A 23,955-nucleotide genomic window follows, 5' to 3' on the forward strand; every position below is an offset into this window, starting at 1 on the left:
CACCAGTGCACCGGACGCACGGACTTCGTGCGCCCGGTGCGGGGATGCTTCGGCTACCAGACCTTCACGCGCTGCTCCGGCTTCAGGTAGAGGCCCTGGCCGGGCTTCACGTCGAACGCCGGGTACCACGCATCCAGGTTGCGCACGGTGGCCGCGCGGTACATGCCGGGCGAGTGCCCATCCGTCACGAGCAGCCGGCGCAGCATCGGCTCGCGGAACTTGTTGCGCCACGCCTGGGCGAAGCCCATGAAGAAGCGCTGCTCACCCGTGAAGCCGTCCAGCGTGGGCGCGGGCTTGCCGTCCAGGGACATCTGGTAGGCGTCATGCGCGATGGACAGGCCCGCCACGTCGGCGATGTTCTCGCCCAGCGTCAGCTCGCCGTTCACGTTCATGTCGGGCAGGGGCTTGTACGCGCTGAACTGGGCGGACAGCGCCTGGCCCGCGGCCTTGAACTGCTCCAGGTCCTTGGGCGTCCACCAGTTGGCCAGCTTGCCCTTCGCGTCGAACTGCGCGCCCACGTCGTCGAAGCTGTGGACGATTTCGTGGCCGATGACGGAGCCGATGCCGCCGTAGTTCACCGCCGGATCCGCGTTCGGGTCGAAGAAGGGCGGCTGGAGGATGGCGGCCGGGAAGATGATGGAGTTCTGCTGCGGCGAGTTGAGCGCGTTGACCTCCTGGGGCGTCATGAACCACTCCTTGCGGTCCACGGGCTTGCCCAGCTTGGCCAGGTTGCGCTGGTGGTCGAAGAGCTCCGCGCGCTCCGCGTTGCCGAAGGCGTCGCCCTTCACGATTTCCAGACCGGAGTAGTCACGCCAGGTGTCCGGGTGGCCAATGCCCACCTGCACCGTGCCCAGCTTCTCCTTGGCGCGGGCCTTGGTCTCCGGCGACATCCACTCGAGCGCGTCGATGTGGCGGCCCAGCGCGGCCAGGATGTTGCGCACCATCACGTCCGCCTCGGCCTTGGCGGCGGGCGGGAAGTGCTTCTCCACGTAGCGCTTGCCCACGGCCTCGCCCATGGCGCCGTTGGTGAAGTCCACGCCGCGCTTCCAGCGCGGGCGCAGTTGCTGCGCGCCGGACATGGTGCGGCCGTTGAAGTCGAAGCCCGCGTCCACGAAGGGCTTGGACAGGACCGAGGCGTTGCGCAGGATGGTGTGGAAGGACAGGTAGTCCTTCCAGGCCTGGATGGGCTCGCTGCCCACGAGCTTCGCGATGCCGGTGATGGCGGACGGCTGCCAGACGATGAAGTCCTTCTGGGACGCGAGGCCCGCGCTGGCGAAGTACGCGGCCCAGTCCATGCCGGGCGCCTTCTTCGCGAAGTCCGTCTGCTTCCAGGGGTTGTTCACCTTGGCGACGTCCTGCGTGTCCTGGGCCGCCCAGTGGATCTGGGCAATCTTCTTCTCCAAACCGAAGATGGCGCGGGCCTTGGCCTCCGCGTCGGCGATGCCCGCGTTCTTCAGCTGGATGGCGATGTGCTGCTGGTACTTCTCCCGCACCTCTTTGAAGCGCGGCGTGTCCTTCAGGTAGAAGTCGCGGTCCGGCAGGCCCAGGCCACCCTGGAGGAGGTAGGCCGCGTAGCGGCTGGGGTCGTTCAGGTCCTCCGCCACCCACAGGCCCAGCAGGCGCTCCGTGGTGGCCTGCCCGGTGTTGAGCGGATCCACGTCGCTGCGCAGCGTGGTGCCCAGCAGCGAGGCCAGGTCCTTGCGGTTGGCGACCGCGGAGATGCGGTCCAGCTCCGGCTTGAGCGGCGTGGCGCCGCGGGCGTCGATGGCGGCCTCGTCGATGATGCTGGAGTAGAAGTCGCCCAGCTTGCGCTCCTCGCTGCCGGCGGGGGCGTCCGACTTCGCGGCGGCCTCCAGCAGCTCGCGCGTCTGCTGTGCGGCGTCATCGGACAGCCGCGAGAACATGCCGTAGGAGGAGCGGTCGGGAGGAATCTCCGTGTTGTCCACCCACTTGCCGTTGACGTAGCGGTAGAAGTCGTCGCCGGGCGCCACGGACGTGTCCATGCCCGGCGTGTCGACGCCGAAGCTCCCGTAGTGCGGCTTGGGAGCGGCGGGGGCCGCGGGCGCGGGGGCCGGGGTGGCGGCGGCCTGGGCCTGCGGCGGGGACTTCTCCGCGGGCGCGGTGGAGGCGCACGCGGTGATGAGCGCGGACGCACAGACGCCGAGCGTCATGCGCGCGGCGCCAAACGGCGGTCTGGAACGGAACGACATGGAGGCTCCTGGAAGTGCCCGAACGGGGTGGCGCACTCTGGCGCACGCGGGCCCGTCTCCAACAGCCCAAACGTCGGTTTCATCCCAGCCATTTCATTCCAGCCGCCCGGGCCCTAGCGATACCAGCGCAGGCCGGCCACGGCATCGCCCCCGTGCTCGTAGTACTCCATGACCACGGAGTGCTCGCCGGCGGTCATCCAGCGGCCCACGAAGTAGCTGGTGGTGGACTGGTCCTTCCACCCGTCGATGACGCGCGAGCCGTCCACGAACACCCGGACGCCGTCATCCGCCTGGGCGATGAAGTAGTACAGGTCCGACACGAAGTAGAACCGCCCCGTCCAGCGCACGGAGAAGTCGTCGGGCCCCACCTCCGGCACGGGGCTGCCCGTGCCCCAGAAGTTTTCGAGCGGCGCCGACTCGCATCGCACCCTCGCCGGGGAGCCCTCCAGGTCGCGGTTGCCGAAGTACTCCGCGCGGTACTGGCCGGGGGGGCACTCCAGGGGGGCGACGGGGTCGAAGAAGGCCGTGTAGCTGGCGCCGTCCGGGCCCACCTGGATGACGTGCTCCGCGGCACCGCCGTCGGACCACTCGCGGAACCCGAAGACGCCTTGCGGCGAGGGCGCGCGCAGGGTGTGCGTGGAGCCGACGATGACCGGGAGCACCCGGGGCGCCGGTGCGCTCGTGCCGTCGAACACCAGCTCCAGCCCCGGCGGTGACGTCTGGAGCGTCAGCTGCACGAGCAGCGGGTCCACGGTGATCATCCAACTGCTCGTCAGCCCGGTGGAGCTCATCGCGGTCAGCTTGAGATCGAAGTGCACCTCGTCGCCGTGGTCCGGCACGGTGAAGGATCCGGTCACGCCCGTGCTCGTGGAGTACGGGTGGGTGTGGCAGCCGCCCGCGGTGCAGTGGCGCAGGGTGACGGTCCACCTCAACCGGTCGCCGGGAATGGGGCCCTCGTTGGGGTCCACCGCCGAGCCCGAGTAGGTCACCACGTCGCCGACCTTGAAGCGGTACGTCGGCGGGGGCGACTGGATGGTCACGACGGGCAGCACGTTGCCCACGACGGTGCTCACCGCGGCGGAGTGGCTGCCCCCGCGTCCGTCGCTGACGGTCAGCCGGGCCACGTAGAAGCCGGCGGTTGTGTACGTGTGCTCCGGGGAGGGCAGCGTCGACACGGGGGAGTTGTCCCCGAAGTCCCAGCGGTACTGGAGCGCGTCCCCGTCCGGGTCGCTGGAGCCCGCGCTGGAGAAGCGCACGAGCAGGGGCGGCTGACCCCGGCGCGGCGTGGACGAGGCCACGGCCACGGGCGGCGTGTTGCCCGCCGTGTAGCGGATGCGGCGCAGCTCGCCGGCGACGACGTCCACGAAGAAGAGGTTGGAGTCCGGCCCGAAGCCCAGCTCCACCAGCCCGCCCACGCCGGTCGCGAACACCGTCACGCTGTCGGGCACGAGCTGATCATTCGCATCCACTCTCAGGGTTCGGATCCACTGCTGGCTGTAGTCGCCGAAGAAGTAGGCGCCCCGCCACGCCTCCGGGTACGCCATGCCGGTGTAGAAGCCGCCCCCCGTCGCCGTCTGTCCCACGCCGTGATCCCAGACATACAGCGGAGGCCGCACCGCGCCGGGCCCCCGGGCATAGAGCGCCTGACAGACGGACTTGGATTCGTAGCCGCGCTGGCGGAAGTTGCCCTCGTAGCAGGGCCAGCCCAGGTTCGCCCCCGGCGCCGCGACGTTGATCTCCTCGTAGGTGTTCCAGCCGACGTCGCCCAGGTAGGGCATGGAGGTGCCCGGGCGCAGGCTGAAGCGATAGGGATTGCGCAGCCCCAGCGCCCACACCTTCGAGCGGTTGGCCCCGGCGTCCCCGTTCCAGAACGGGTTCGAGCCCACGCCCGCGCCCGTGCGCGTGATGTGCAGGACCTTGCCCGCGAGGGAGTCCAGGCTCTGCGCCCGCAGGGCGTCGTCGTCCACCGCGTCGAAGCTGGCCGCGTCGCCCGTCGTCACGAAGAGGGTGCCGTCCGGCGCGAACCGGACGGTGCCCACGGAGTGCGAAGCGCTGTCCGAGGGAATGCAGTCCGCTCCCAGGGGAAGGTCGTTGCAGGAGGCCCCCACCGCGGTGCCGAGCAGGACAAGCTCGCTCGTGGGCGAGGCCATGTCGCCCACGGCGGTGTAGCGCGCCAGCCGCGCCGTCTTGGGGCCGGCGTCATCCGTGTCGTCGTCGTCATAGGTGTAGAGCAGGTAGACGAAGCCGTTGGTGGCGAAGGCCGGGTCCACCGCCAGCCCCAGCAGCCCGCGGTCATGGTGCGAGTTCACCCGGCCACGGATGTCGATGAAGGGCACGGGCTGGAGGACGCCGTCCTTGAAGCGCCGGACCACGCCCTCCTTCTCCGCGATGAGGAGGCTGCCGTCGGGGAGGTTCGCGAACGTCGTCGGGTATTGCAGGCCGGTGACGACGGGCTCGGAGGAGAAGCCCTCCGGGAGGGTGAGAGGCGCCAGGGGTTGGGCTCCGGCGAGGGACCCTCCACCCAGACAGAGCGCCAGCAGGACAACGAGGCAAGGCGGACAGCGTCGCGGTGACGGCATGGAAGGGTCCCCCGGGTGCGGGCCCGTCCCGCGAGGCGGGAAGCTGTCACTGCGCCGCCCGTTGGCCATCCGTCCCCCAAGACCCGGGTGGCTGTCCGCCAATGCGCGATGGCTCGGCCTACGGCGCGATGACGCCACCCCGGGGGATGACGTCCTCACGGCCCGCGCGGATCAGCGCGCCGCCCGCGAGCAGCAGGGCCAGCCCGAAGAAGAGGAAGCCCACGTCCCAGGCGGTCTGCGAGGGGCCGGTGCGCACGTGGTGCACGCCGAGGAGCTGGTGGTCGATGAGTCCTTCGACGACGTTGAAGAGGCCCCAGCCGCCCAGGAGGCAGCCGGCGAAGGTGCGCGTGGACCACGGCACGTCCGACCTGAGCCCCGCGCGCCAGAGCAGCACCAGGCCGCTGAAGGTCATGAGCCAGGTGAAGGCGTGAAAGAGGCCATCCCAGAACATATTCACCTTGGCGTTCACCAGCGTGTCCGGCGGCAGGTGGCTGGAGAGCATGTTGTGCCATTGGAGCAGCTGGTGCAGGAGGATGCCGTCGACGAAGCCTCCCAGCCCCACGCCCAGCATCACGCCCGCGGAGAGCAGCGGCCCCCGGTGCATCCGGCTCATCGCTCACGCCCCAGGAAGTGCAGCGGCACCACGACGCACAGGACGACGCCGAAGGGCAGCAGCGTGATGGCCAGCCGGCCCCAGAAGTGGTCGTTGAAGATGCCGGCCTGCACCGCGGGACGGCACGTCTCGCAGGCGAGGGCCGTGCCGCTCGTGAGCAGTGTGCTGGAGAACAGGAGGGCGCGGAGCCTTCGCATGCGATGTTCCTTGGTTCTGGCTACCGTAAGGGATTGAGCCAACCGGGAGCCGCATGACTCCAGCCGCGTGTCGTCCTGCATACACAGTCCATCCCGCGCGCCTTCGACATGCTGGGACAGAAGCTGCTTTGAAATGACAATCATCGCGCTTGGAATGGAAAGAGGTGTCTCAATGGCGTTGAAGCCCGCTGCGTGGTGCACGCGTCTGCCCGTGGTCCTGCTGCTCCTGCTGTTGCCGCTCACGAGCATGGCCCTGCCGACGACCGGCTTCCGGTTCGTCGACATCCCCATGAGCGACGGCACCGTGCTCAAGGCCAACTACATCGCGCCCACCACGCCGGGCCCGCATCCGGCGGTGGTCTTCATCTCGAGTTGGGGACTCAACGACCTGGAGTACCTGGCCCAGGCCAACGCGCTGGCGCAGAAGGGCTACGTGGCGCTGTCGTACACGCCGCGCGGCTTCTGGGCCTCCGGCGGCGGCATTGATACGGCCGGCCCGGCGGACATCGCGGACACCTCGCGCGTCCTGGACTGGATGGTCGCCAACACGACGGCGAATGGCTCGCGCATCGGGCTCGCTGGCGTCTCGTATGGCGCGGGCATCGCGCTCATCGCCTCCGGCTTCGATGCTCGCGTGAAGGCGGTGGCGGCGCTCTCCGGATGGTCGGACCTGGTGGCGTCGCTGTTCGGCGGCGAGACGCGGCGTCCGCAGGCGGTGGCGCTGCTCGACCTGGCCGCGACGCTGCTGGGCCGCCCCAGCCCGGAGCTGCGCACGACCATCAACAACTACTTCGCCAACCAGGACATCGAGTCCATCAAGGCCTGGGGCCGCGTGCGCTCGGCGGCCACGTACATCAGCTGGATCAACACCAACAAGCCCGCCATCCTGATGGCCAACGCCTACGGTGACAGCCTCTTCCCGCCCAACCAACTGGTGTCGTTCTACGGCCAGCTCTCCGGCCCCAAGCGGCTGGAGTTCGCGCCGGGTGACCACGCCGTCGTGGAGGCCACGGGCCTGCTGGGCCTGCCCAACCATGTCTGGGGCAGCGTGACGCGCTGGATGGACCAGTACGTCGCGGGCGTGGACACCGGCATCTCCCGCGAGGCGCCCGTCGTGCTGCGCACCTACGACGGTGACGTGGAGGGCTATGCGTCGTGGGCCCAGGTCTCGCGCGGCTCGCAGCGCTTCGGCCTGGGCGCCATCCGCCTGCTGGATGGCACGGGTACCCTGGGCGGCTCGCCCACCTTGAGCGGCTCGCGGGTCGTCTGGTCCGGCTTCGACACCTCCGCCGACGCGGGCGTGGCGCTCCTGACCAACGGGCTCCAGGCGCTGACGGGCATCCCGCCCGTGGTGTGGCTGCCGGGCGTGAACCGCCTCAACGCGGGCGTCTGGACGTCGTCGCTCACCACGAGCGGCGTCTCCATCCGTGGCTCGGCGGTCCTGCGCCTGCGCGTCACGCCCTCCACCGCGTCAGGCACCGTCGTCGCCTACCTGTACGACGTGGCCGGTGACTACGGCGGCCTCATCACCCACGTGCCCCTGAGCTGGAAGGGCGCGACGCCGGGCGTGCCGCTCGACCTGGACCTGGCGTTCCCCGCCACCGCGTACGACGTCCCCGTGCTGCACCGGCTGGCGCTCGTCGTGGACACGGAGGACCCGCTCTACCTGGACGCGAACAGCACGGGCGCGACGGTGTCGTTCGGCGGGCCGTCCTGGCTGGACCTGCCGCTGCGCTGAAGTCCTTGGCGCGGGGACGGAAGGGCGCGCGTGACAGGCGCCCTCCGTCGTTCCAGCGGGCCTGCCCGGTGTGTTAACGCTCCCGGCGCCCATGGGAACCGCCGTCTCGGAACGCACCCGCGTCGCCCTGCTCGTCCTCGTTGGCAGCGTGCTGGCCCTGCTGCTGTCGCACCACCCCGCCATCCTGTCCGGGCTGCGCCTGGTGCAGGGGGACGAGGGCGACGTGCGCTTCAACCACTACGTCCTGGAGCACGGCTGGCGCTTCGTGTCCGGCGACCCGGCGCACGCGCGCTTCTGGGATCCGCCGATGTTCTACCCGGAGCCCAACGTCGCCGCGTACTCCGACGTGCTCCTGGGCGTGGCGCCGTTCTACTGGGTGTGGCGCATCCTCGGCCTGGGCGCGGACCTGTCGTGGCAGGCGTGGGCGCTCACCATGGCCGTGCTGAACTACGCCGCGGCGGTGTGGCTGCTGCGGCGCGGGTTCGGCCTGCGCGCGTTCCCGGCGGTGGTGGGCGCGGTGCTCTTCACGGCGGGCGCGCCGCGCATCAACCAGCTCAACCACCCGCAGCTCGAAGGGCAGTTCTTCGCGCTCCTCGCCGTGGGCGCGGTGGTGGCGCTGACGCGGCCGGAGACGGACCGGCGGCGCGGGGTGGCGTGGGCCGCGCTGCTGGTGGGCGCGTTCGTGGCCCAGCTCTACGCGGGCTTCTACTGGGGCTGGTTCCTCTTCTTCTTCCTGCTCCTGGCGTTCATCGCCGGGCTCGCCTTCCGGGACACGCGCGGCCCACTGCTGACGGCGCTGCGCCGCCACCTCCCGGCGCTCGTGGGCTTTGGCGTCGTGGGGCTGGCGCTGCTCGCGCCGCTCGTTTTGCACTCGCGTCAGGCCATTGGCACGGTGGGCCTGCGCAGCTTCGGCGAAGTCTCACCCATGGTGCCGCGCATCTGGAGCTGGTTCTACCTGGGCCAGGACAGCTGGCTGTACGGCTGGACGAACGGCTTCTCCAAGTTCCAGCGCATGCCCGTGGCGTGGGAGCACCGGCTGGGCTTCGGCTTCGTCACGCCGGTGCTCGCGGGCATCGGCCTGTGGAAGGCGCGCTCACGGCCCGCCGTGCGGCTGCTGCTCGTCGTGACGGTGGCCACGGTGCTGCTCGCCTCGCGCTACACCGGCGGCGTCACGCCCTGGTGGCTCGTCTTCCACGGCGTGCCCGGAGCGGCGGCCATCCGCGCCCTGGCCCGCATCGGCATGTGGCTGCTGGTGCCCGCGGGCGTGGGGCTGGCGCTCTACCTCCAGCGGCAGTGGGACGCCGGCCGCGCGGCGCTGGCGGTGGGGCTGGGAGCGCTGTGCCTGCTGGAGCAGGGGCTCACGGGCCCCGTCTACGACCGGCACGAGGCCCGCGCGGACGTGGAGGCGGTGGCCGCGCGCATCCCGTCCGGCTGCGCGACCTTCTTCTACGCGCCGACGTCCGGCGAGTCGCAGGAGTGGAAGTACAACCTGGACGCCGTGTGGGCGTCCTGCGAGCACGGCGTGCCCACGGTGAATGGCTACTCCGGCAACTACCCGCAGGGGTGGAAGCTCCAGGACAACCGCCGCTTCAACCCGGAGGCCGCCGCGCGCATCGACCGCGACCTGGAGGCCTGGATGCGCTCGCGGAACCTGGCGCCGGAGAGTGTCTGCCGCATCGAGGTGCCGGCGCGGCGGTAGCGGCCGCCGCGCCCGGGCAGGACGGCGGACTACTTCGCGATGGTGGCGTAGTCGCCCTTGAGCGCGACGCCGGTGACGAAGCTGCCGGCGTGGCACTCAATCTCGGTGGCGCTCTTGAACTCCACCTTCTTGTAGTAGCTGACGATGTGGACCACCGCGTTGGCGCCGTTCTTCTTCGCGCCCTCCTGCAGTGCGATGAGCGCGGAGAGGGCGGCCCACTTGCAGGCGTAGTCGTCCGACTTGCCCACGCCGTTGGTCTTCTTGTTCGCGGTGTCGCTGCCCAGCGTCTTGAGCACGTTGGGCGTCTTCGCGCCCTCCATGAAGAACTTCACCGAGCCGTCCAGCTTCTGCTTGGCTTCCGGCAGGGCCATCACGTCCGCCAGCTTGATCTTCGTCACGTCGTCGCGCGCCAGGGCGGGGGTGGCGGCAATCAGGGCCAGCAACAGGAGGGCTTTCTTCATCGCGAGGTCTCCAGCGTCAGGGCCAGCGGCGGAAGATCAACGACGTGTTGATGCCGCCGAAGGCGAAGTTGTTGCTCATCACCAGGTCCGTCTGCAAAGCACGTCCCTCGCCCATGACATAGTCCAGCGGCGCGCACTTCGGATCCACGGAGTCCGCCGTCAGGTGCAGCGTCGGCGCGAACCAGTCCGAGCGCATCATCTGGATGCTCATCCACGCCTCCAGCGCGCCGCAGGCCCCCAGCGTGTGGCCCATGTAGCTCTTGAGGCTGGAGATGGCGACCTTCTCCCCGAAGACCATCTTCGTCGCCGCGCTCTCCGCCACGTCGCCCGTGTCCGTCGCCGTGCCGTGCGCGTTGACGTACGGAATGGCGGAAGCGGGCACGCCCGCGTCCTCCAGCGCCAGCCGCATGGCCTCCGCCATGGTGTCCGCGTTGGGCTGCGTGACGTGACGGCCGTCGCTGTTGGTGCCGTAGCCCAGCACCTCCGCGTGGATGGTCGCGCCGCGCGCCTTCGCGTGCTCCAGCTCCTCCAGCACCAGCGTGCACGCGCCCTCGCCCAGCACCAGGCCGTCGCGCTGGGCGTGGAAGGGGCGGGGGGACTGGTGCGGCGCTTCGTTGTGCTTCGTGCTGGTGGCGAACAGCGTGTCGAACACCGCCGCGCCCGTGGCGTCCAGCTCCTCCGCGCCGCCCGCGAGCATCGCCACCTGGCGGCCCAGCTTGATGGCCTCGTACGCGTAGCCGATGCCCTGGCTGCCGGAGGTGCACGCGCTGGACGTGGTGACGATGCGCCCGGTGACGCCGAAGAAGACGCCGATGTTCACCGCCGCCGTATGGGACATCATCCGCAGGTATGTCGTCGCGGTGATGCCCTCCGTCGTCTTGTGGGTGATCATCTTGCCGAAGTCGCCCATGTTCTCCGGCGTGCCCGCGGAGGACCCGTAGGCGATGCCCATCCTGCCCCCCTTCACCAGGGGGCTGCCCAGCAGGCCCGCGTCCTGGAGCGCCAGCTCGCTGGCCCGCGTCGCCATCAGGGCCACGCGGCCCATGGTGCGCGTCGTCTTGCGCGAGTACGTGGACGGCGGCAATTCAAACGGCAGGGCGGGCGCGCCCAGCCGCGTGTTCAGGCCTTCGTATTCCTTCCAGGGCTCCATGACCTGGACGGCGTTCTGGCGCGCACGCAGCCGCGCCTCGACCGTCTTCCAGTCGTGTCCCAGCGGGCTCAGCGCACCGACTCCGGTGACCACCACGCGCTTCATCCGATCATCCCCCCGTTCACCGAAATCACCTGCCGCGTGATGTAGGCCGCATCCTCCGCCATGAGGAAGCTCACCGCGGCGGCGACCTCCTCGGGCCTGCCCATCCGGCGGGCGGGGATGATCTTCAGCGCTTCTTCCAGCACTTCCGGAGGCACCATCTCCGTGTCGATGAGGCCCGGCGCCACGCAGTTGACGGTGATGTTGCGCTTGGCCAGTTCCACCGCCAGGGCCTTCGTCGCGCCGATGATGCCCGCCTTCGCGGCGCTGTAGTTCACCTGGCCGCGGTTGCCCATGAGCCCGGACACGGACGCCAGCGTGACGATGCGGCCCGGCTTCTTGCGGCGCACCAGCGGCATCGTGAGCGGGTTGAGCACGTTGTAGAAGGCGTCCAGGTTGGTGTGGATGACGCTGTCCCACTCCTCGGACGTCATGGCGGGGAAGGCGTTGTCGCGAGCGATGCCCGCGTTGCACACCACGCCGTAGTAGCAGCCGTGGGCCTCCACGTCGGCCAGCAGCGCGGCCTGCGTGCCCGCGCGGTCCGCCACGTCGAACTGGAGCACGCGCGCCTCGCGGCCCGCCTCGCGCACCTGCGCGGCCACGGCGTCCGCCTCGTCCCGCTTGCTGCGGCAGTGCACCACGACGTCGTAGCCGTCGCGGGCCAGGCGCAGCGCGATGGCGCGGCCGATGCCCCGGCTGGAGCCCGTCACCAGCACCGTCTTGTCACCCATCTGTGTTGCCCCTTCCCAGGTCCTGGCCCGGTTGCGGCTCGTAGACCGTCAGCGCCGCCGTGGCCACCTGCTCCGTCCCGATGCGCAGGGTGCAGTCGAACTGGCCCAGCCCATTGTCCGCGGAGAACTGGCGGTGGACCTCCACGCGCAGGGTCTCCCCCAGCTTGAAGACGGGGCGGCTGCACTCGTAGCGGCGCGTGCCCAGGAGGAAGCCCACCCGGGGCGTGCCGCCACGCCGGCGCGCGTGCCACCCGGCCCAGGCGGCCACGGCCTGCGCCATGTACTCGATGCCCACCCAGCCGCCCACGACGCCGTCGGAGAAGAAGAGGCTGTCCTCGCGCACGGTGACCTCCGCGACGAGCGAGTCCGTGTCGCCCTCCAGGGCGCGGTCGAGCAGCCGCATGCGCCCCTCGTGGGGCACCAGCGCCTCGATGGGCTCGTTGATGACGATGCGCATCATGCGCGCTCCAGCACGAGGGCCGCGTTGCTGCCCCCGAAGGCGAACGAGTTGCTCAACACGCGCTGCACCGGACGCCCCAGCGCCTCGCCCGGCTTCACCAGCGACAGCGCCGGCAGCGAGGGGTCCACGGCCCCGTCCCAGAAGTGCCCGGGCAGCCGGCCCTCCGGGTTGTCCACGAGCGTGAGGTACGCGAACGCCGCCTCCAGCGCGCCCGCGGCCCCCAGCGTGTGGCCGGTGAGCGGCTTGGTGGAGCTGGCCTTCACGTCCGGCCCCAGCAGCGCGTGCACCGCGCGGCTCTCCATGGCGTCGTTCTGCACCGTCGCGGTGCCGTGCAGGTTCACGTAGTCCACCTGCTCCGGCGAAAGGCCCGCGCGCTTCAGGGCCTCCTGGATGGCGGCGATGGCGCCCTTGCCGCCGGGCTCCGGCGCGGAGATGTGGTGCGCGTCGGAGGACTCGCCCCAGCCGGACAGGCGCACCGGCCCCGGCTCGCGCGTCATCAGGAAGAGCGCCGCGGCTTCACCGATGTTGATGCCGTGGCGGTGGACGCTCATCGGGTTGCAGCGCTCCTCGCTCACGGAGTCCAGCGCGCGGAAGCCCGCGATGGTGAAGCGGCACAGCGAGTCCACGCCGCCCGTCAGCACCGCGTCCACGGTGCCCGCGCGCAGCATCCGCGCCGCGCTGGACAGGGCCTTGGCGCTGGAGGAGCACGCGGTGGAGATGACGTAGGCCGGGCCGCCCACGCCCAGCACGTGCGTGAGCGCCATCGCCGGGGAGCCCAGCTCCTGCTGGTGCAGGTGGAAGCGCGAGGGCAACGCCCCCGTGGTCAGGTGGCTGACCATGGCGGTCTCGCTCTCACCGATGCCGGAGGTGCTGGTGCCCAGCACCACCGCCACGCGCGCGGGGCCGAAGCGGGCGAGCGCGGCGTCCACGGCGGGGCGCACCTGCTCCAACGCGGTGAGCAGCAGCGCGTTGTTGCGGCTGTGCTGCGAAGGGGGCAGGGCGTCCTGGGCCGCGAGCGGGGACGTGACGGCGCCCAGGTGCAGCGGGCGGTCCGCGTAGCCCTCCAGCGAAGTGACGCCGGAGACGGTGTCCGCGAACAGGGCGCGGGCCACCTCCTGCTTCCCGGAGCCCAACGCGCAGACGAGGCCCAGTTGATTGAGGAAGACAGGAGGCATGGGGTGTCACTCGTCCGCGCCGCGCGATTCGATGGTGAGCTGGTAGTGCTCGGACAGGTTGGTGAGCTGCGTGCGCCCTTCCCAGCGCGGTACGCCATCGTAGCGCACCGTCACCCATTCCCTGCCGTTCTTCGACAGGGAGCGGCGTCCCGGGCCATCCTCCAGCGTCCAGCCGGCGGGCAGGGCGGCGCGCACGGCGTCGGCCGGCCAGTAGACGAGCTGCACGTCCCGGAGCACCAGGGCGGAGTCGAACTGGGCGGGCAGACGGGAGTCCCGCTCCTCGTCCAGCTTCGTGCCGTCCCAACGCAGGGTGAGGATGCGCTGCCCCATGGCCAGCCCCGCCAACTGAAGCGAGGCCGGGTCCACTTCCATCAAGGCCTCCAGGGAGCGGGGGCCTCCCGGGTCCTGCTCGTGCGCGAACACCAGCCGCTGCGCCAGGCTCACGGACGCCCCGAAGGCGGCGGGGGCCAGGCGCAGCTCCGGCAGGGGCTCGCCAGGGGCGGCGGGCCTCGGCCGGGGCGTGCTGGTGCAGGCCACGAGGCCCGCGACGAGCAGGGCGGGAATCAGGCCGCGCACAGGGCCTCGAGCACGCCCAGGCGCCGCTTGCTCTCCGCGACGTAGGGGTTGTTCTTGTCCCACGCGTAGCCGGCGAGGATGGCGGAGATCATCCGGCGCACGTCCTCGGACGGGTTGGGGTGGAAGATGACGTTCTGGAAGCCGCCCTCGTACCAGGACTCCACGAAGGTGCGGAACGTGTCCACGCCCGCCTTGAGCGGCTTCGCGTACGCGGTCTCCCAGTCCACCTTCTCCCCCGCGAACTCCCGGGCGATGCAGGCCGACGCGAGGCTCGCGGACTTCACGGCGATGGTGACGCCCGAGGAGAACACCGGGTCCAGGAACTCACCCGCGTTGCCCAGCAGCGCGAAGCCCGGGCCCCACAGCGACTTCACGTTGGCCGCGTAGCCGGTGAGCTTGCGCGCGGGCGTGTCCCAGACGGCGTCCTTCAGGAGGTTCTGCAGCGACGGCGCCTCCTTGACGATGGCCTGCAGCCGCTCCGTGTCCGTGCCGGTGTACTGGTCCAGGTATTCCTTCTTCGCGACCACCCCCAGCGAGCAGCGGCCGTCGGAGAAGGGGATGGTCCAGTACCAGACGTGCACGTGCTCCGGGTGCGTGGTGACGCGGATCTTGTTCCGGTCGAAGGTGCCCGGCGGGACGTTGTCCACGACGTGCGTGAAGATGGCGCCGCGCACGGGGAAGTCCGACGGCGTCTCCAGGTTCAACAGGCGCGGCAGCACACGGCCAAAGCCGCTCGCGTCCAGGACGAAGCGCGCCTTCACGCGGTACGTCTCGCCTTCGGCAGAGCGCGCCGTCACCTCCGGCTGCCCGCTGGCGAAGTCCACGCTCAGCACCTCGTGGCGGAAGCGCACGGTGGCGCCCTTCTTCTCCGCGGCGTGGGCCAGGAGCTGGTCGAAGCGGGCGCGCTGCACCTGGTAGGTGGTGCCCCAGCCGGGGCTGAACTTGTCGCGGAAGTCGAAGTCCGTGTACCTGCCGGCGCGCTCGAAGGCCGCGCCGTTCTTGTACTGGAAGCCCGCCTCCACCACGTCCTGGAGGAAGCCGGCCTCCTCGATGTACTGCATGCTCTGCGGCAGCAGGCTCTCGCCAATGGAGAAGCGAGGGAACTGCTCGCGCTCCAGCACGAGGACGTCACGGCCCTGCTTGCGAAGAATGCCCGCCGCGACGGAGCCCGAGGGGCCCGCGCCAATGATGAGGATGTCCGTCGTTTCAGTTTTCATGTGTGGCTCTTCTGGGGTGGAAGTCGGAAACAGGGGGTGAGGATCCAGATGGTGACCTCGCCCAGCAGCATGGCGAGGCCGAAGGAGCGCAGCGCGGGCGTGGCGGACAGGCCCAGGAGCCCGAAGGACAGGAGCGTGCTCACGCCGGCCAGCGCCACCGCGAGCCACGCGGAGCCGTCACCGGGGTGCTCCAGCAGGAAGATGCCGTAGTCCACGCCCATGCCCAGCAGCAGCACCAGCCCGAGCACGGTGAAGAGCTGCAGCGGCGCGCCCACCCAGCCGAAGATGGCGAGCGTCAGGAGCGTGCCCAGCACGGACGGAATCCACGCGCGCCACGCCTGGCGCCCGAAGCGCGCCACCAGGGTGAGCAGCACCGCGATGTACCCCGCGACGATGAGCCCGCCCATGATGCGGCGGTAGCGGCTGAGCAGGCCTGAAATCTCCGCCGTCTTGTCCACCCAGCGGATGCCCTCCAGGCCGTGCGCCACCTCTTCCAGCCGGGGCAGCACCTTGGGGTCGTTGAGGCCGCGCAGCATGAGGACGCTGTACTGCGCCTTGCCCAGCGTCCCCAGCCACTGCTGCCGGATGGCGCCCGCGGCGGGGCCCGACAGGAAGCGCGAGGGCGTGAGCGGTTCAGGGGAAAACGCGGCGCGCTCGGGGGCCTCACCGGTGGAGGCGCTGACGGCGGCGACCGCCTGTCCCTCCGCGCGGGCGCTCAGGGCGGCGTCCTCGCGCTGCTGCGCCTCGGACGGGAGCCAGTCGGACACGGCGCGGTAGCCCGCGAACACCTTCTGGGCGACGAGCGCGTCCAGCTTCGTCTTGAGCAGGGCCTCGCGCGCGAGCACCTGCTCGTCGCTGTCGCCCTGCACGAGGAAGAACTGCGCCGGGCTGGGCAGCCCCAGCAGGCGCCCCAGCTCGCGCTGATCCGCGATGAGGTTGGGAGGCGCGCCCTGCAACTGGCGCAGGTCGTCGCGGGGCTCCAGCTTCCAGATGCCCACGGCCACCAGCACCGTCAGGACCGCGCCGGAGAGCCACCAGGCCGGGGTGGACGCGACGCGCGGCCAGCGGGTGATGGACGCGGAGAAGCGCTCGGAGAACGACGTGACGGGCAGGGCGCCCGTGTCCAGCGACGGGAACCAGCACACCACGGTGAGGAACGCGGCGGTGAGGCCGGCGGCGGAGAACACCGCCATCTGCCGCAGGCCCGGGAAGGGCGCGACGCCCAGCGCCAGGTACGCCACCACGCTGGTGACGAGCGCGAGCACCATGCCCGGCAACAGCGAGCGCATCACCGGCCCGCGCTCCGACGGGGCCTTGCCCTGGCGCGCGGCGAAGTAGTGGAAGCCGTAGTCCTCCGCCACGCCGACCAGGCTGGAGCCGAAGACGAGCGTGAGCAGGTGCACCCGCTCGAAGACGAGCGCGGTGACGGTGAGCGCCACCGCGCAGCCCAGCGTGAGCGACACGCCCACGAGGAGGATGGGCCGCAGCGAGCGGAAGGTGAGCCAGACGAGGAGGAGCACCGCCGCCAGCGACCCGAAGCCGATGGTGGACATCTCCCAGCTCGCCTGCGCCGCGGCGGCCTCCGCGTACAGCGGCACGCCCGCGGCGACGAGCCGCCCGCCGGGCACCGCGGCCTCCACCTTCGCCCGCGCCCGCTCCACCGCGGCGGTGACGCGCGAGCCGTCCCCCAGCGCGAAGGCGGACACCTTGCTCTTCCACGTGAGGAGCACCCACTCGCGGCCCTCGCCGGACAGCCACAGCCGGCCGTCGCGGGGACGGGCGGACGTCTCCGCCGCGCGGGCCTGCCACCAGTCCTGCCACAGGCCCAGCGGATCCGCGTTCCAGTCCGTCAGCCGCGCGCCCGCGGGCTGGTACAGCTTCATCAGCGCCGTGCCGCCCAGTTCCTCCGGCGTCGCGCGTGAGAGCCACTGGCGCTGCGCGGGCGTGAGCAGCCTGTCTCTGTACGGGCGGTAGAAGTCCACCGCCTGCTCCAGCGCGGAGGTGTCCACCACCGCCGGCTCCAGCAGGTCCGAGGACTCCGACAGCACGTGGCTCGCTTCATCCGCGGCGCGCTGAGCGGAGGGCCAGTCCTTCGCGCCCACCAGCAGCACCACCTGCCGTCCGGCATCGTCCGCCAGCTTGCGCGTGGCGGCGTCCACCTCCGGCGCCTGCTCGTCCTCCGGCAGGAGCGCGAGCACGTCGGTGTCCAGGCGCGCCGAGCGCCAGAACTGCACCTGGTGCACGCCCACGGCGAGCACCACCAGCGCCCAGAGGATGGCCAGCTTATTTGCCAAGGCGTTCCGCTTCCGTGGCGTCGGGGGGAGGCGTCTGTGCCAGCTGCTCGAACGTGATGACGCTGCTGTCGCCACGCGTCTCGTCCAACTGCACCTGGCGCACGTACCCGTCACCCTCCAGCCGGATGTGCTTGAAGACGCGCGCGAGCCCCGCGTCCGTGGGCGTCAGCTCCAGCTTCCAGCCGGCGGTGCCCACGAGCGCGCCCTCCACCTTGAAGCGCTTCTGGAGCGACGCGACGTCGCCGGACAGCAGCGCGAAGAGCAGTTCGTTCACCGCCGCCAGCGCGGGCTCCTTGGTGGAGTCCAGGTGGTACGCCGCGCCGCCCGCGCCCTGCTCGGCGCTCAGCGACTTGCGCGTGAGCGTCAGGGTGGAGGCGAACGGCGTGCGCGTGTTCCACAGCACGCCCTGGTCGCGCGCGAGGAGGAAGTCCCCCTTGGACACGAGCGGCTTCTTGAAGCCCGCCACGCTCTTCTTCTGTTCGAACTGGCCGCGCACCAGCGGCGCGTCCACCAGCCGCGCGCGCACGTCCTTCACCAGGTCCGCGGCGTGGGCGCTGACGGACAGGAGCGACAGCATCAACACGAGGAAGGGCTTCATTCCGGCCTCACTCCCAGCTTCTGCCAGAGGACTTCCGGACAGACGTATTCCATCTCACCTGTCTTCAACGACACGGCGACCTGGATGGTGTGGGCCTGGTTCACCTTGCGGCCGGTGTCCGCGTCGCGCAGCAGGTAGTCGAAGCGCAGCCGGTTCTCCCACTCGGTGATTTCGGCGCGCACGATGATGCGCTGCTTGTAGCGGATGGGGGAGACGTACTTGAGCTTCATCTCCACCACGGGCCAGCCGTAGCCGGACTCGCGCATCTGCGGCCAGTCGTAGTCGTGCTTGCGCAGGATGACGGCGCGCGCCAGCTCCAGGTACTTCACGTAGTGGCCGTGCCAGACGATCTCCATCATGTCGAGGTCGTGGAACGCCGGGTCAATCAGCAGCTCGCAGCTCAGGTCAGGCTTCATGCAGCCTCCACTCCCGGCGGCGGATGGCCGTGAGCAGGCCCTGCAGCTCGCCGTCCAGCGCGCGGTCCTCCACCAGCAGGGGGATGCGCGCCTCCAGGTCCGCCTGCATCGCGGCCAGGGCGGGGCCGGGCTTCGCGTCCGCGTCCAGCCGCTGGCGCAGGGTGACGCCCTGGCGCGCGGCGATGAGCATGGCCGCGGCCACCTGCTCCGTCAGCTCCAGCACGCGCAGGCAGTCGCGCGCGGCGATGGTGCCCATGCTCACCTTGTCCTGGTTGTGGCACTCGGTGGAGCGGGAGAAGACGGACGCGGGCATGGTCTGCTTCAGCGCCTCGGCGGTCCACGCGGAGACGCTGATCTGCGCCGCCTTGAGGCCGTGGTTGATGGCCGCGCGGGCACCCGTGGACGCGGAGAGGTTCGCGGGCAGCCCGTGGTTGAAGCGCGGGTCCACCAGCAGCGCGAGCTGACGGTCCAGCAGGTCCGCCACGTTGGCCACCGCGTTCTTCAGCCCGTCCATGGCGAAGGCGATGTGGCCGCCGTAGAAGTGGCCGCCGTGCAGCACCCGCTCTCCGTCGGGGTCGATGAGCGGGTTGTCGTTGGCGCTGTTCAGCTCGTTCTCGATGAGCGTGCGGAAATAGGGCAGCGCGTCCTCGAGCACGCCGATGACGTGCGGCGCGCAGCGCAGCGAGTACCGGTCCTGGAGCCGCTGCTCGTTGCGCGGCGGCCGGTCCGACACGAGGTCCGCGCGCAGCCGGGCCGCGACGCGCTGCTGGCCGGCGTGGGGCTTCGCCGCGAAGAGCGTCTCGTCGAAGTGGTGCGCGTTGCCGGCGCTCGCCAGCACGTTGAACGCCGTGAGCCGCGTGGCGAGCCGGGACAGGTACTCCGCACGCTCCCACGCCAGGCACGCCAGGGCCGTCATCACGGCGGTGCCGTTCATGATGGCCAGGCCTTCCTTCGGCCGCAGCTTGAGGGGAGCGATGCCCAGTTCCTTCAGCACCTGCGCCGCGGGCTTGCGCTCGCCCCGGTGCCACACGTCGCGCTCGCCGCAGAGCACCGCCGCCACGTAGGACAGGGGCGTCAGGTCGCCGGACGCGCCCACGGACCCCTCCGCGGGAATCATGGGGAGCACGTCGTGCTTGAGCAGCAGCTCCAGTTGGGTGAGCAGCGGCACGCCCACGCCGGAGAAGCCCTGCGACAGCGACGCCAGCCGCGTGGCCAGCACCGCGCGCGTCTCCTCGGGCGTGAGGAACCGGCCCGCACCGATGCCGTGGTACGTGTAGAGGTGGTGCGGCAGCTCCGCCACCAGCGCGGGCGGGATGGACACCGTCACGGAGTCGCCGTAGCCGGTGGTGACGCCGTAGATGACGCCGTCCTCCGCCAGCAGGCGGTCCAGGAACGCGGCGCCCTTGGCGATGCGCTGGCGGAAGGCCGGGGCCGTGCCCAGCTCCGCCGGGCGCTCGCGGCGCGACAGCGCGCCCACGTCCTCGAGCGTCAGCCGGGTGCCGTCGAAGCGGACCGGGGTGTCAGAAAGTTGGGGGCTTCGCGGAGACATGCACCTGATCCCAGAAGGGAAAGAAGTTGAACCAGTCGTAGGGGGCGCGCTTCAGCAGCGCCGTCACCCGGCCCGCGTAGTGCTGGGCACATTCAGTGAGCGCTGCCTCGCGCTTGCCCCGGGGCAGCACGACGCGCTCGAAGAGGCGCTCGAAGTGGATGGTGTAACCGTCGCCCTCATGGATGCAGCCCAGCAGGTAGAGCGGACACTTGAGCAGCGCCGCCAGCACGTACGGGCCCACCGGAAATGGCGCCGGGTGGCCGAGGAAGTCGACGCGCACGGTCTGCGCGGAATTCACCGGGATGCGGTCCCCCGCGATGACCACGAACTCGCCCGCCTCCACGCGCTCGTTCAGCGCGACGGCGGTGGCGGGGCCCATGTCGGTGACTTCCATCAGGCGGAAGTCGTTCTCCGGGTTGAGGCGCTTGAGCAGGCGGTTGAACTGCTCCGCGTGCAGCGTGTGCACCAGGATGTTGAGCTTCACCTCGCCCCGGCGCTCCGCCATGGTGCGGCACAGCTCCAGGCAGCCCATGTGCGCGGTGACGATGACGCCGCCCCGGCCGGACGTCGCAACCTGGTAGAACTCCTCGCGGCCCTCGGTGCGGACGCTCTCGAAGCGGTAGCGCCCGCTCACCGCGAGCAGCTTGTCCAGCATGGTCTCCGCGAACATCAGCACGTGGCGCACGCTGTCGCGCCAGCGGGGCGCGTGCCCCAGGGCCCCCGTCGCGGCCTGCATCCGCTCCAGGTATTCGCGCGACGCCTGACGCAGCGCCGGGCGCCGGAGCCAGTTCACCAGCACCACCGGGTAGAGGCAGACGCGGAACGGCCAGCGGCCCAGCAGCCGGTGGATCCAGTACAGGAGCCAGATGCCAGCGACGAAGGTGGTCTCCCCCATCTCCGCCCAGTGGCGGGACTTCATTTCGCCACCTTCCGCCAGAGGAGCACCGGCAGCCGCCCCAGCATCCCGAAGAAGAGCCGGGCGTGCATGCCGGAGATGCGCACGTTGTCCCAGAGCACGTCGAAGTGGGAGATGCCGTCGGTGGGGTAGCGCACCTGGGTGGGCTGATTGAGGATGTGCATGCCGCGCCAGAACAGGCGCACCAGCACCTCCACGTCGAAGTCCATTCGCTTGCCAATCTTCACCGAGTCGATGAGCGCCACGGTGGGCTTGAGCGGATACACGCGGAAGCCGCACATGGAGTCGCGGATGGCGAAGGACAGCGTGTTGATCCACACCCAGATGTGCGTGGCGTAGCGGCCGTACAGCCGGCCCTTGGGCACGGACTCGTCGTAGACGGGGGTGCCGCACACCAGCGTGTCCGGCTGTGCCTTCGCCAGCGCCAGGAAGCGCGGGATGTCGTTGGCGTTGTGCTGGCCGTCCGCGTCGATTTGCAGCGCGTGGCTGTAGCCCCGCTCCAGCGCCGAGCGCAGGCCCGCCATCATCGCGCCGCCCTTGCCCTCGTTCTGGGGCAGGCGGACCACGGCGACGTGCTCGCTGTCCTCGCGCGCCAGGCCGTCCAGCACCGCCGCGCAGCCGGGCTCGCTGCCGTCATCCACCAGCACGCAGGGCAGCCCGTGCTCGCGAACCGCCTTCACCACCGCGCCCACGGCCTCGCCGTGGTTGTAGACCGGAATCACCGCGCAGACCTTCATCCCGCCTGTCCCCCCAACACGATGCGGCCGCTGGCGTGCGAGCCCGCGGCCGACGTCAACTTGAACCCCAGCCGCCCGGACTCCTTCGCCCAGGTGAGCTCCACCGTCAGCTTCGTGCCGGGGGCAATGACCTGCTGGAACTTCAGCGTCTCCAGCCGCAGGAAGTCCGGCGGCAGCGCGAAGTGCTCGCGTCCCAGGAGGAGCGCCCACTCCAACTGCACGACGCCGGGCAGGATGGGCGAGCCCGGGAAGTGCCCGTCGAAGTACGGCGAGTTCGCGGGGACCTCCACTTCGAGCAGCGCGCGTTCGGCGGAGCGCTCCAGCACGCGGAACGGGGGACGCTTCGGGTCGAAGAGCGCGGCGAGCGCCGCCTCGGTGGATTTGCCCTGGGAGTTGACCGGCATGGCCTCCAGATACCGGAACCGGCGCGGCAAGGCACTGGACTCGAAATGCGGGGCCAGCTTCTCGCGCAGCGCCTGGCTCAGGGAGCGCCTGCCCCCCGCCTCCTGGAGCCGCCAGCCATCCGCGTCCGGCACGCCCACGACGGCCAGGATGACCCGGTGCCCCTCCGTGAGCGGCAGCACGCGCGCCTCGCGCAGGAGCCCTCCGGCCACCAGCGTCCGCTCCATGGCGGAGAGCGACACGCGCTTCTCCTCCAGCTTGAGCAGCCGGTCGCGGCGTCCCAGCAGCTCGAAGCCGCCGGGCACGGGCCGCGCGCGGTCCTCCGTGGTGAACCAGTCGTCCGAGGGCAGGTGCGGTGAGCGGACGCGGAGGGCGTCCTCGTCGGCGCGGACCTCCACGCCCGGCATCGTGCGCCACGACGCGGTGTCGTCCGTGTCGCGCCGGCGCCACGCGACGCCGCCTGTCTCCGAGCTGCCGTAGACCTCCACCGGCGCGCGGCCCAGCAGGTCTCGGCAGGACTCCAGCGCTTCGGGGGTGAGCGGCCCACCGGAGGAGAACAGCCCGCGCAGGTTCCCGCGCACGGCGGCCCAGTCCAGCGTCGGCGGCAGCCGCTTCAGGTGCGCGGGGCTGGCCACCAGCAGGCCCGGCCCGGTCTGGAGCGCGGCCAGGATGTCCTCCGGATAGGGCAGGGCGTTCGCGTCGAACGGACGGCCCGACGTCAGCGGCCACAGCACCCGGAACAGCAGGCCGTAGATGTGCTGGTGCGACACGGTGGCCAGCACCGGCACGTCCCCCACGTCCGCGTCGAACAGCGCGCCCAGCGTGGCCACCTCGGTGGACAGCTGCGACAGGCGCTTGGGGATGGCGGTGGGCTCCCCGCTGGAGCCCGACGTGTAGACCACCAGCGCGGCCAGCGAGGGCGGGAGCGGCTGGAGCGCGAGGGCGCTCTCATCGCCATCCGCGAGCGGCGTCAGGGCCGTCATGGCTTGGGGTGCCCGGCCGGCGAAGCCGTCCACGTGGGCCTTCAGCGCGTCCAGCGTGGCGGGGCGCGCGTCCGCGGGCAGGTAGACGCACGCGCCCGCGTGCCACGCGCCCAGCAGCGCGGTGGCGAAGTCGAAGGTGTCCTCGCTGAAGAGGGCGAAGCGCTGGCCGCCGTGCGCCGCGAAGGCCGCGCGCCAGCCGGCGACCCGGGCGCGGAACGCACCGAAGTCCCGCATGCCGTCCTCGCACCGCGCCACGGGGTACCGGGAAGGACGGCCGTGGGCGAGGAGGTGTTCGAGCGCGAGCGGCTCAGCCATGGGCGTGCCGTGCGCGCACCCGCTGCCGCACCACCCACTCGCCCGCGAACAGCAGGCCCATGAGGCCGTAGGCGATGAGGCCATTGTAGAGCGCCCAGGTCGCGTCGCTCGCGAAGAGCGCCGTGGTGAGCGCGAGCGCACCGTTGAGGACGAAGAAGCCGCACCACACCTGTGTCACCCGGCGCGTGTAGGCCACGCCGGACGGCGGCAGGTCCTTCTCCCGGATCCGCGCCAGGCGCTCGATGACGCTGGGCGGATACACCAGGCTGGTGAGGAATACGGTGAGCAGCACCGCGTTCACCAGCACGGGGTAGAGCTTCAGGGGCAGCGCGTTGTTGCCCAGCATGCTGGAGCCCGCGAGCACCAGGGCACCCACGGCGGCCGCGAGCCACATCTTCTCCCGCGTGGCCACCGCGCGCACCACCGCCATGGCCGCCAGGGGCAGCGCCATCCAGCGGGGCTCGAAGTGGCCCAGGCCCAGATAGACGAGCGGCGGGTAGGCGAGGCTCAAGAGCCCCAACAGCACCGGACGCAGACGCTTCACGCTGCCGCGGAGTCGCTGCCGAGCAGCCCGTACAGCGCGTCCACCACGTCCTGCAGCGTGCGCACCGAGCGGAACACCTCCGGCGGAACGCGCTGGCCGGCCACCGGCTTCAAGCGCACCAGCAGGTCGATGGCGTCAATGCTGTCGATGTCCAGGTCGTCGTGCAGCCGCGCCTCCGGGATGATGCGCGACGGCTCGATGTCGAAGGTTTCCTGGAGGATGGCGCTCAGGCGCTCGAACAGCTCGTGCTTCGTCATGGGGTGACTCCTCACTTTTGGGTTTTAGAAGGGAGC

At 70.9% G+C, this 23,955-nt stretch carries 22 protein-coding genes; 2 read left to right on the plus strand and 20 right to left on the minus strand.

Going from position 1 to position 23,955, the window contains the following annotated elements:
* Nucleotides 1-53: 53 nt before the first annotated feature.
* From JYK02_RS03650 to JYK02_RS03665, 4 genes are all read right to left on the minus strand, one after another.
* Nucleotides 54-2,210 (minus strand): M13 family metallopeptidase, encoded by a 2,157-nt coding sequence (locus JYK02_RS03650; RefSeq protein WP_207048446.1) that lies wholly within the window; start codon nucleotides 2,208-2,210, stop codon nucleotides 54-56.
* A 113-nt stretch (nucleotides 2,211-2,323) separates the two neighbouring features.
* Nucleotides 2,324-4,789, minus strand: coding sequence for a PQQ-dependent sugar dehydrogenase (locus JYK02_RS03655; RefSeq protein ID WP_207048447.1), 2,466 nt, complete (start codon nucleotides 4,787-4,789; stop codon nucleotides 2,324-2,326).
* 118 nt (nucleotides 4,790-4,907) lie between these two features.
* Entirely contained in the window at nucleotides 4,908-5,402 is a 495-nt protein-coding gene (locus tag JYK02_RS03660; protein WP_207048448.1) for a DUF2243 domain-containing protein, read from the minus strand.
* Nucleotides 5,399-5,599 (minus strand): hypothetical protein, encoded by a 201-nt coding sequence (locus tag JYK02_RS03665; RefSeq protein WP_207048449.1) that lies wholly within the window; start codon nucleotides 5,597-5,599, stop codon nucleotides 5,399-5,401. Before JYK02_RS03665 ends, JYK02_RS03660 begins: the two co-directional genes overlap by 4 nt.
* 172 nt (nucleotides 5,600-5,771) lie before the next feature.
* Here JYK02_RS03665 and JYK02_RS03670 point away from each other — a divergent pair, with 172 nt between their 5' ends.
* Together JYK02_RS03670 and JYK02_RS03675 are read left to right on the plus strand one after the other, a co-directional pair.
* Nucleotides 5,772-7,337, plus strand: a complete 1,566-nt coding sequence (locus JYK02_RS03670) for a CocE/NonD family hydrolase (RefSeq protein WP_207048450.1) — start codon at nucleotides 5,772-5,774, stop codon at nucleotides 7,335-7,337.
* Between the two features lie 91 nt (nucleotides 7,338-7,428).
* Entirely contained in the window at nucleotides 7,429-9,036 is a 1,608-nt protein-coding gene (locus JYK02_RS03675; RefSeq protein WP_207048451.1) for a hypothetical protein, read from the plus strand.
* A gap of 29 nt (nucleotides 9,037-9,065) precedes the next feature.
* On the opposite strand, the gene JYK02_RS03680 is transcribed toward JYK02_RS03675, so the two are convergent.
* From JYK02_RS03680 to JYK02_RS03755, 16 genes are read right to left on the minus strand one after another with little or no spacing between them, the layout of a single operon-like run.
* Nucleotides 9,066-9,497, minus strand: coding sequence for an excinuclease ATPase subunit (locus JYK02_RS03680; protein ID WP_207048452.1), 432 nt, complete (start codon nucleotides 9,495-9,497; stop codon nucleotides 9,066-9,068).
* A gap of 16 nt (nucleotides 9,498-9,513) precedes the next feature.
* Nucleotides 9,514-10,752: a beta-ketoacyl-ACP synthase gene (locus tag JYK02_RS03685; protein WP_207048453.1), complete on the minus strand. Its 1,239-nt coding sequence runs from the start codon at nucleotides 10,750-10,752 to the stop codon at nucleotides 9,514-9,516.
* Entirely contained in the window at nucleotides 10,749-11,480 is a 732-nt protein-coding gene (gene fabG / locus JYK02_RS03690; protein ID WP_207048454.1) for a 3-oxoacyl-ACP reductase FabG, read from the minus strand. The genes JYK02_RS03685 and fabG overlap by 4 nt, the downstream gene beginning before the upstream one ends.
* Nucleotides 11,473-11,940 carry a hotdog family protein gene (locus tag JYK02_RS03695; RefSeq protein WP_207048455.1) on the minus strand — a complete coding sequence of 156 codons (468 nt, stop codon included), beginning with the start codon at nucleotides 11,938-11,940 and terminating at the stop codon, nucleotides 11,473-11,475. The genes fabG and JYK02_RS03695 overlap by 8 nt, the downstream gene beginning before the upstream one ends.
* A complete protein-coding gene (locus JYK02_RS03700) occupies nucleotides 11,937-13,115 on the minus strand; it encodes a beta-ketoacyl-ACP synthase (protein WP_207048456.1) in 1,179 nt (392 codons plus the stop codon). Before JYK02_RS03700 ends, JYK02_RS03695 begins: the two co-directional genes overlap by 4 nt.
* A 6-nt stretch (nucleotides 13,116-13,121) precedes the next feature.
* On the minus strand, nucleotides 13,122-13,691 hold the full coding sequence (locus tag JYK02_RS03705) for a DUF3261 domain-containing protein (protein WP_207048457.1): 570 nt from the start codon (nucleotides 13,689-13,691) through the stop codon (nucleotides 13,122-13,124).
* Nucleotides 13,679-14,908, minus strand: a complete 1,230-nt coding sequence (locus JYK02_RS03710; protein WP_207048458.1) for an NAD(P)/FAD-dependent oxidoreductase — start codon at nucleotides 14,906-14,908, stop codon at nucleotides 13,679-13,681. Before JYK02_RS03710 ends, JYK02_RS03705 begins: the two co-directional genes overlap by 13 nt.
* Nucleotides 14,905-17,202: an MMPL family transporter gene (locus JYK02_RS03715; protein ID WP_207048459.1), complete on the minus strand. Its 2,298-nt coding sequence runs from the start codon at nucleotides 17,200-17,202 to the stop codon at nucleotides 14,905-14,907. Before JYK02_RS03715 ends, JYK02_RS03710 begins: the two co-directional genes overlap by 4 nt.
* Nucleotides 17,192-17,800 carry an outer membrane lipoprotein carrier protein LolA gene (locus JYK02_RS03720; RefSeq protein WP_207048460.1) on the minus strand — a complete coding sequence of 203 codons (609 nt, stop codon included), beginning with the start codon at nucleotides 17,798-17,800 and terminating at the stop codon, nucleotides 17,192-17,194. The genes JYK02_RS03715 and JYK02_RS03720 overlap by 11 nt, the downstream gene beginning before the upstream one ends.
* The gene (locus JYK02_RS03725) at nucleotides 17,797-18,216 is read right to left on the minus strand and encodes an acyl-CoA thioesterase (protein ID WP_120549231.1); all 420 of its coding nucleotides are present in this window, start codon (nucleotides 18,214-18,216) and stop codon (nucleotides 17,797-17,799) included. The genes JYK02_RS03720 and JYK02_RS03725 overlap by 4 nt, the downstream gene beginning before the upstream one ends.
* Nucleotides 18,206-19,765, minus strand: coding sequence for an HAL/PAL/TAL family ammonia-lyase (locus JYK02_RS03730; protein WP_207048461.1), 1,560 nt, complete (start codon nucleotides 19,763-19,765; stop codon nucleotides 18,206-18,208). Before JYK02_RS03730 ends, JYK02_RS03725 begins: the two co-directional genes overlap by 11 nt.
* On the minus strand, nucleotides 19,737-20,684 hold the full coding sequence (locus tag JYK02_RS03735; protein WP_207048462.1) for an acyltransferase: 948 nt from the start codon (nucleotides 20,682-20,684) through the stop codon (nucleotides 19,737-19,739). Before JYK02_RS03735 ends, JYK02_RS03730 begins: the two co-directional genes overlap by 29 nt.
* Entirely contained in the window at nucleotides 20,681-21,418 is a 738-nt protein-coding gene (locus tag JYK02_RS03740) for a glycosyltransferase family 2 protein (RefSeq protein WP_207048463.1), read from the minus strand. The genes JYK02_RS03735 and JYK02_RS03740 overlap by 4 nt, the downstream gene beginning before the upstream one ends.
* Complete coding sequence (locus JYK02_RS03745) at nucleotides 21,415-23,118, minus strand: AMP-binding protein (RefSeq protein ID WP_207048464.1); 1,704 nt, start codon at nucleotides 23,116-23,118, stop codon at nucleotides 21,415-21,417. Before JYK02_RS03745 ends, JYK02_RS03740 begins: the two co-directional genes overlap by 4 nt.
* A complete protein-coding gene (locus tag JYK02_RS03750; protein ID WP_207048465.1) occupies nucleotides 23,111-23,662 on the minus strand; it encodes a hypothetical protein in 552 nt (183 codons plus the stop codon). Before JYK02_RS03750 ends, JYK02_RS03745 begins: the two co-directional genes overlap by 8 nt.
* A complete protein-coding gene (locus JYK02_RS03755; RefSeq protein WP_120528038.1) occupies nucleotides 23,659-23,919 on the minus strand; it encodes an acyl carrier protein in 261 nt (86 codons plus the stop codon). Before JYK02_RS03755 ends, JYK02_RS03750 begins: the two co-directional genes overlap by 4 nt.
* Nucleotides 23,920-23,955: the final 36 nt, after the last annotated feature.

The sequence above is a fragment of the Corallococcus macrosporus genome, from assembly GCF_017302985.1.
Classification (GTDB): Bacteria; Myxococcota; Myxococcia; order Myxococcales; family Myxococcaceae; genus Corallococcus; species Corallococcus macrosporus_A.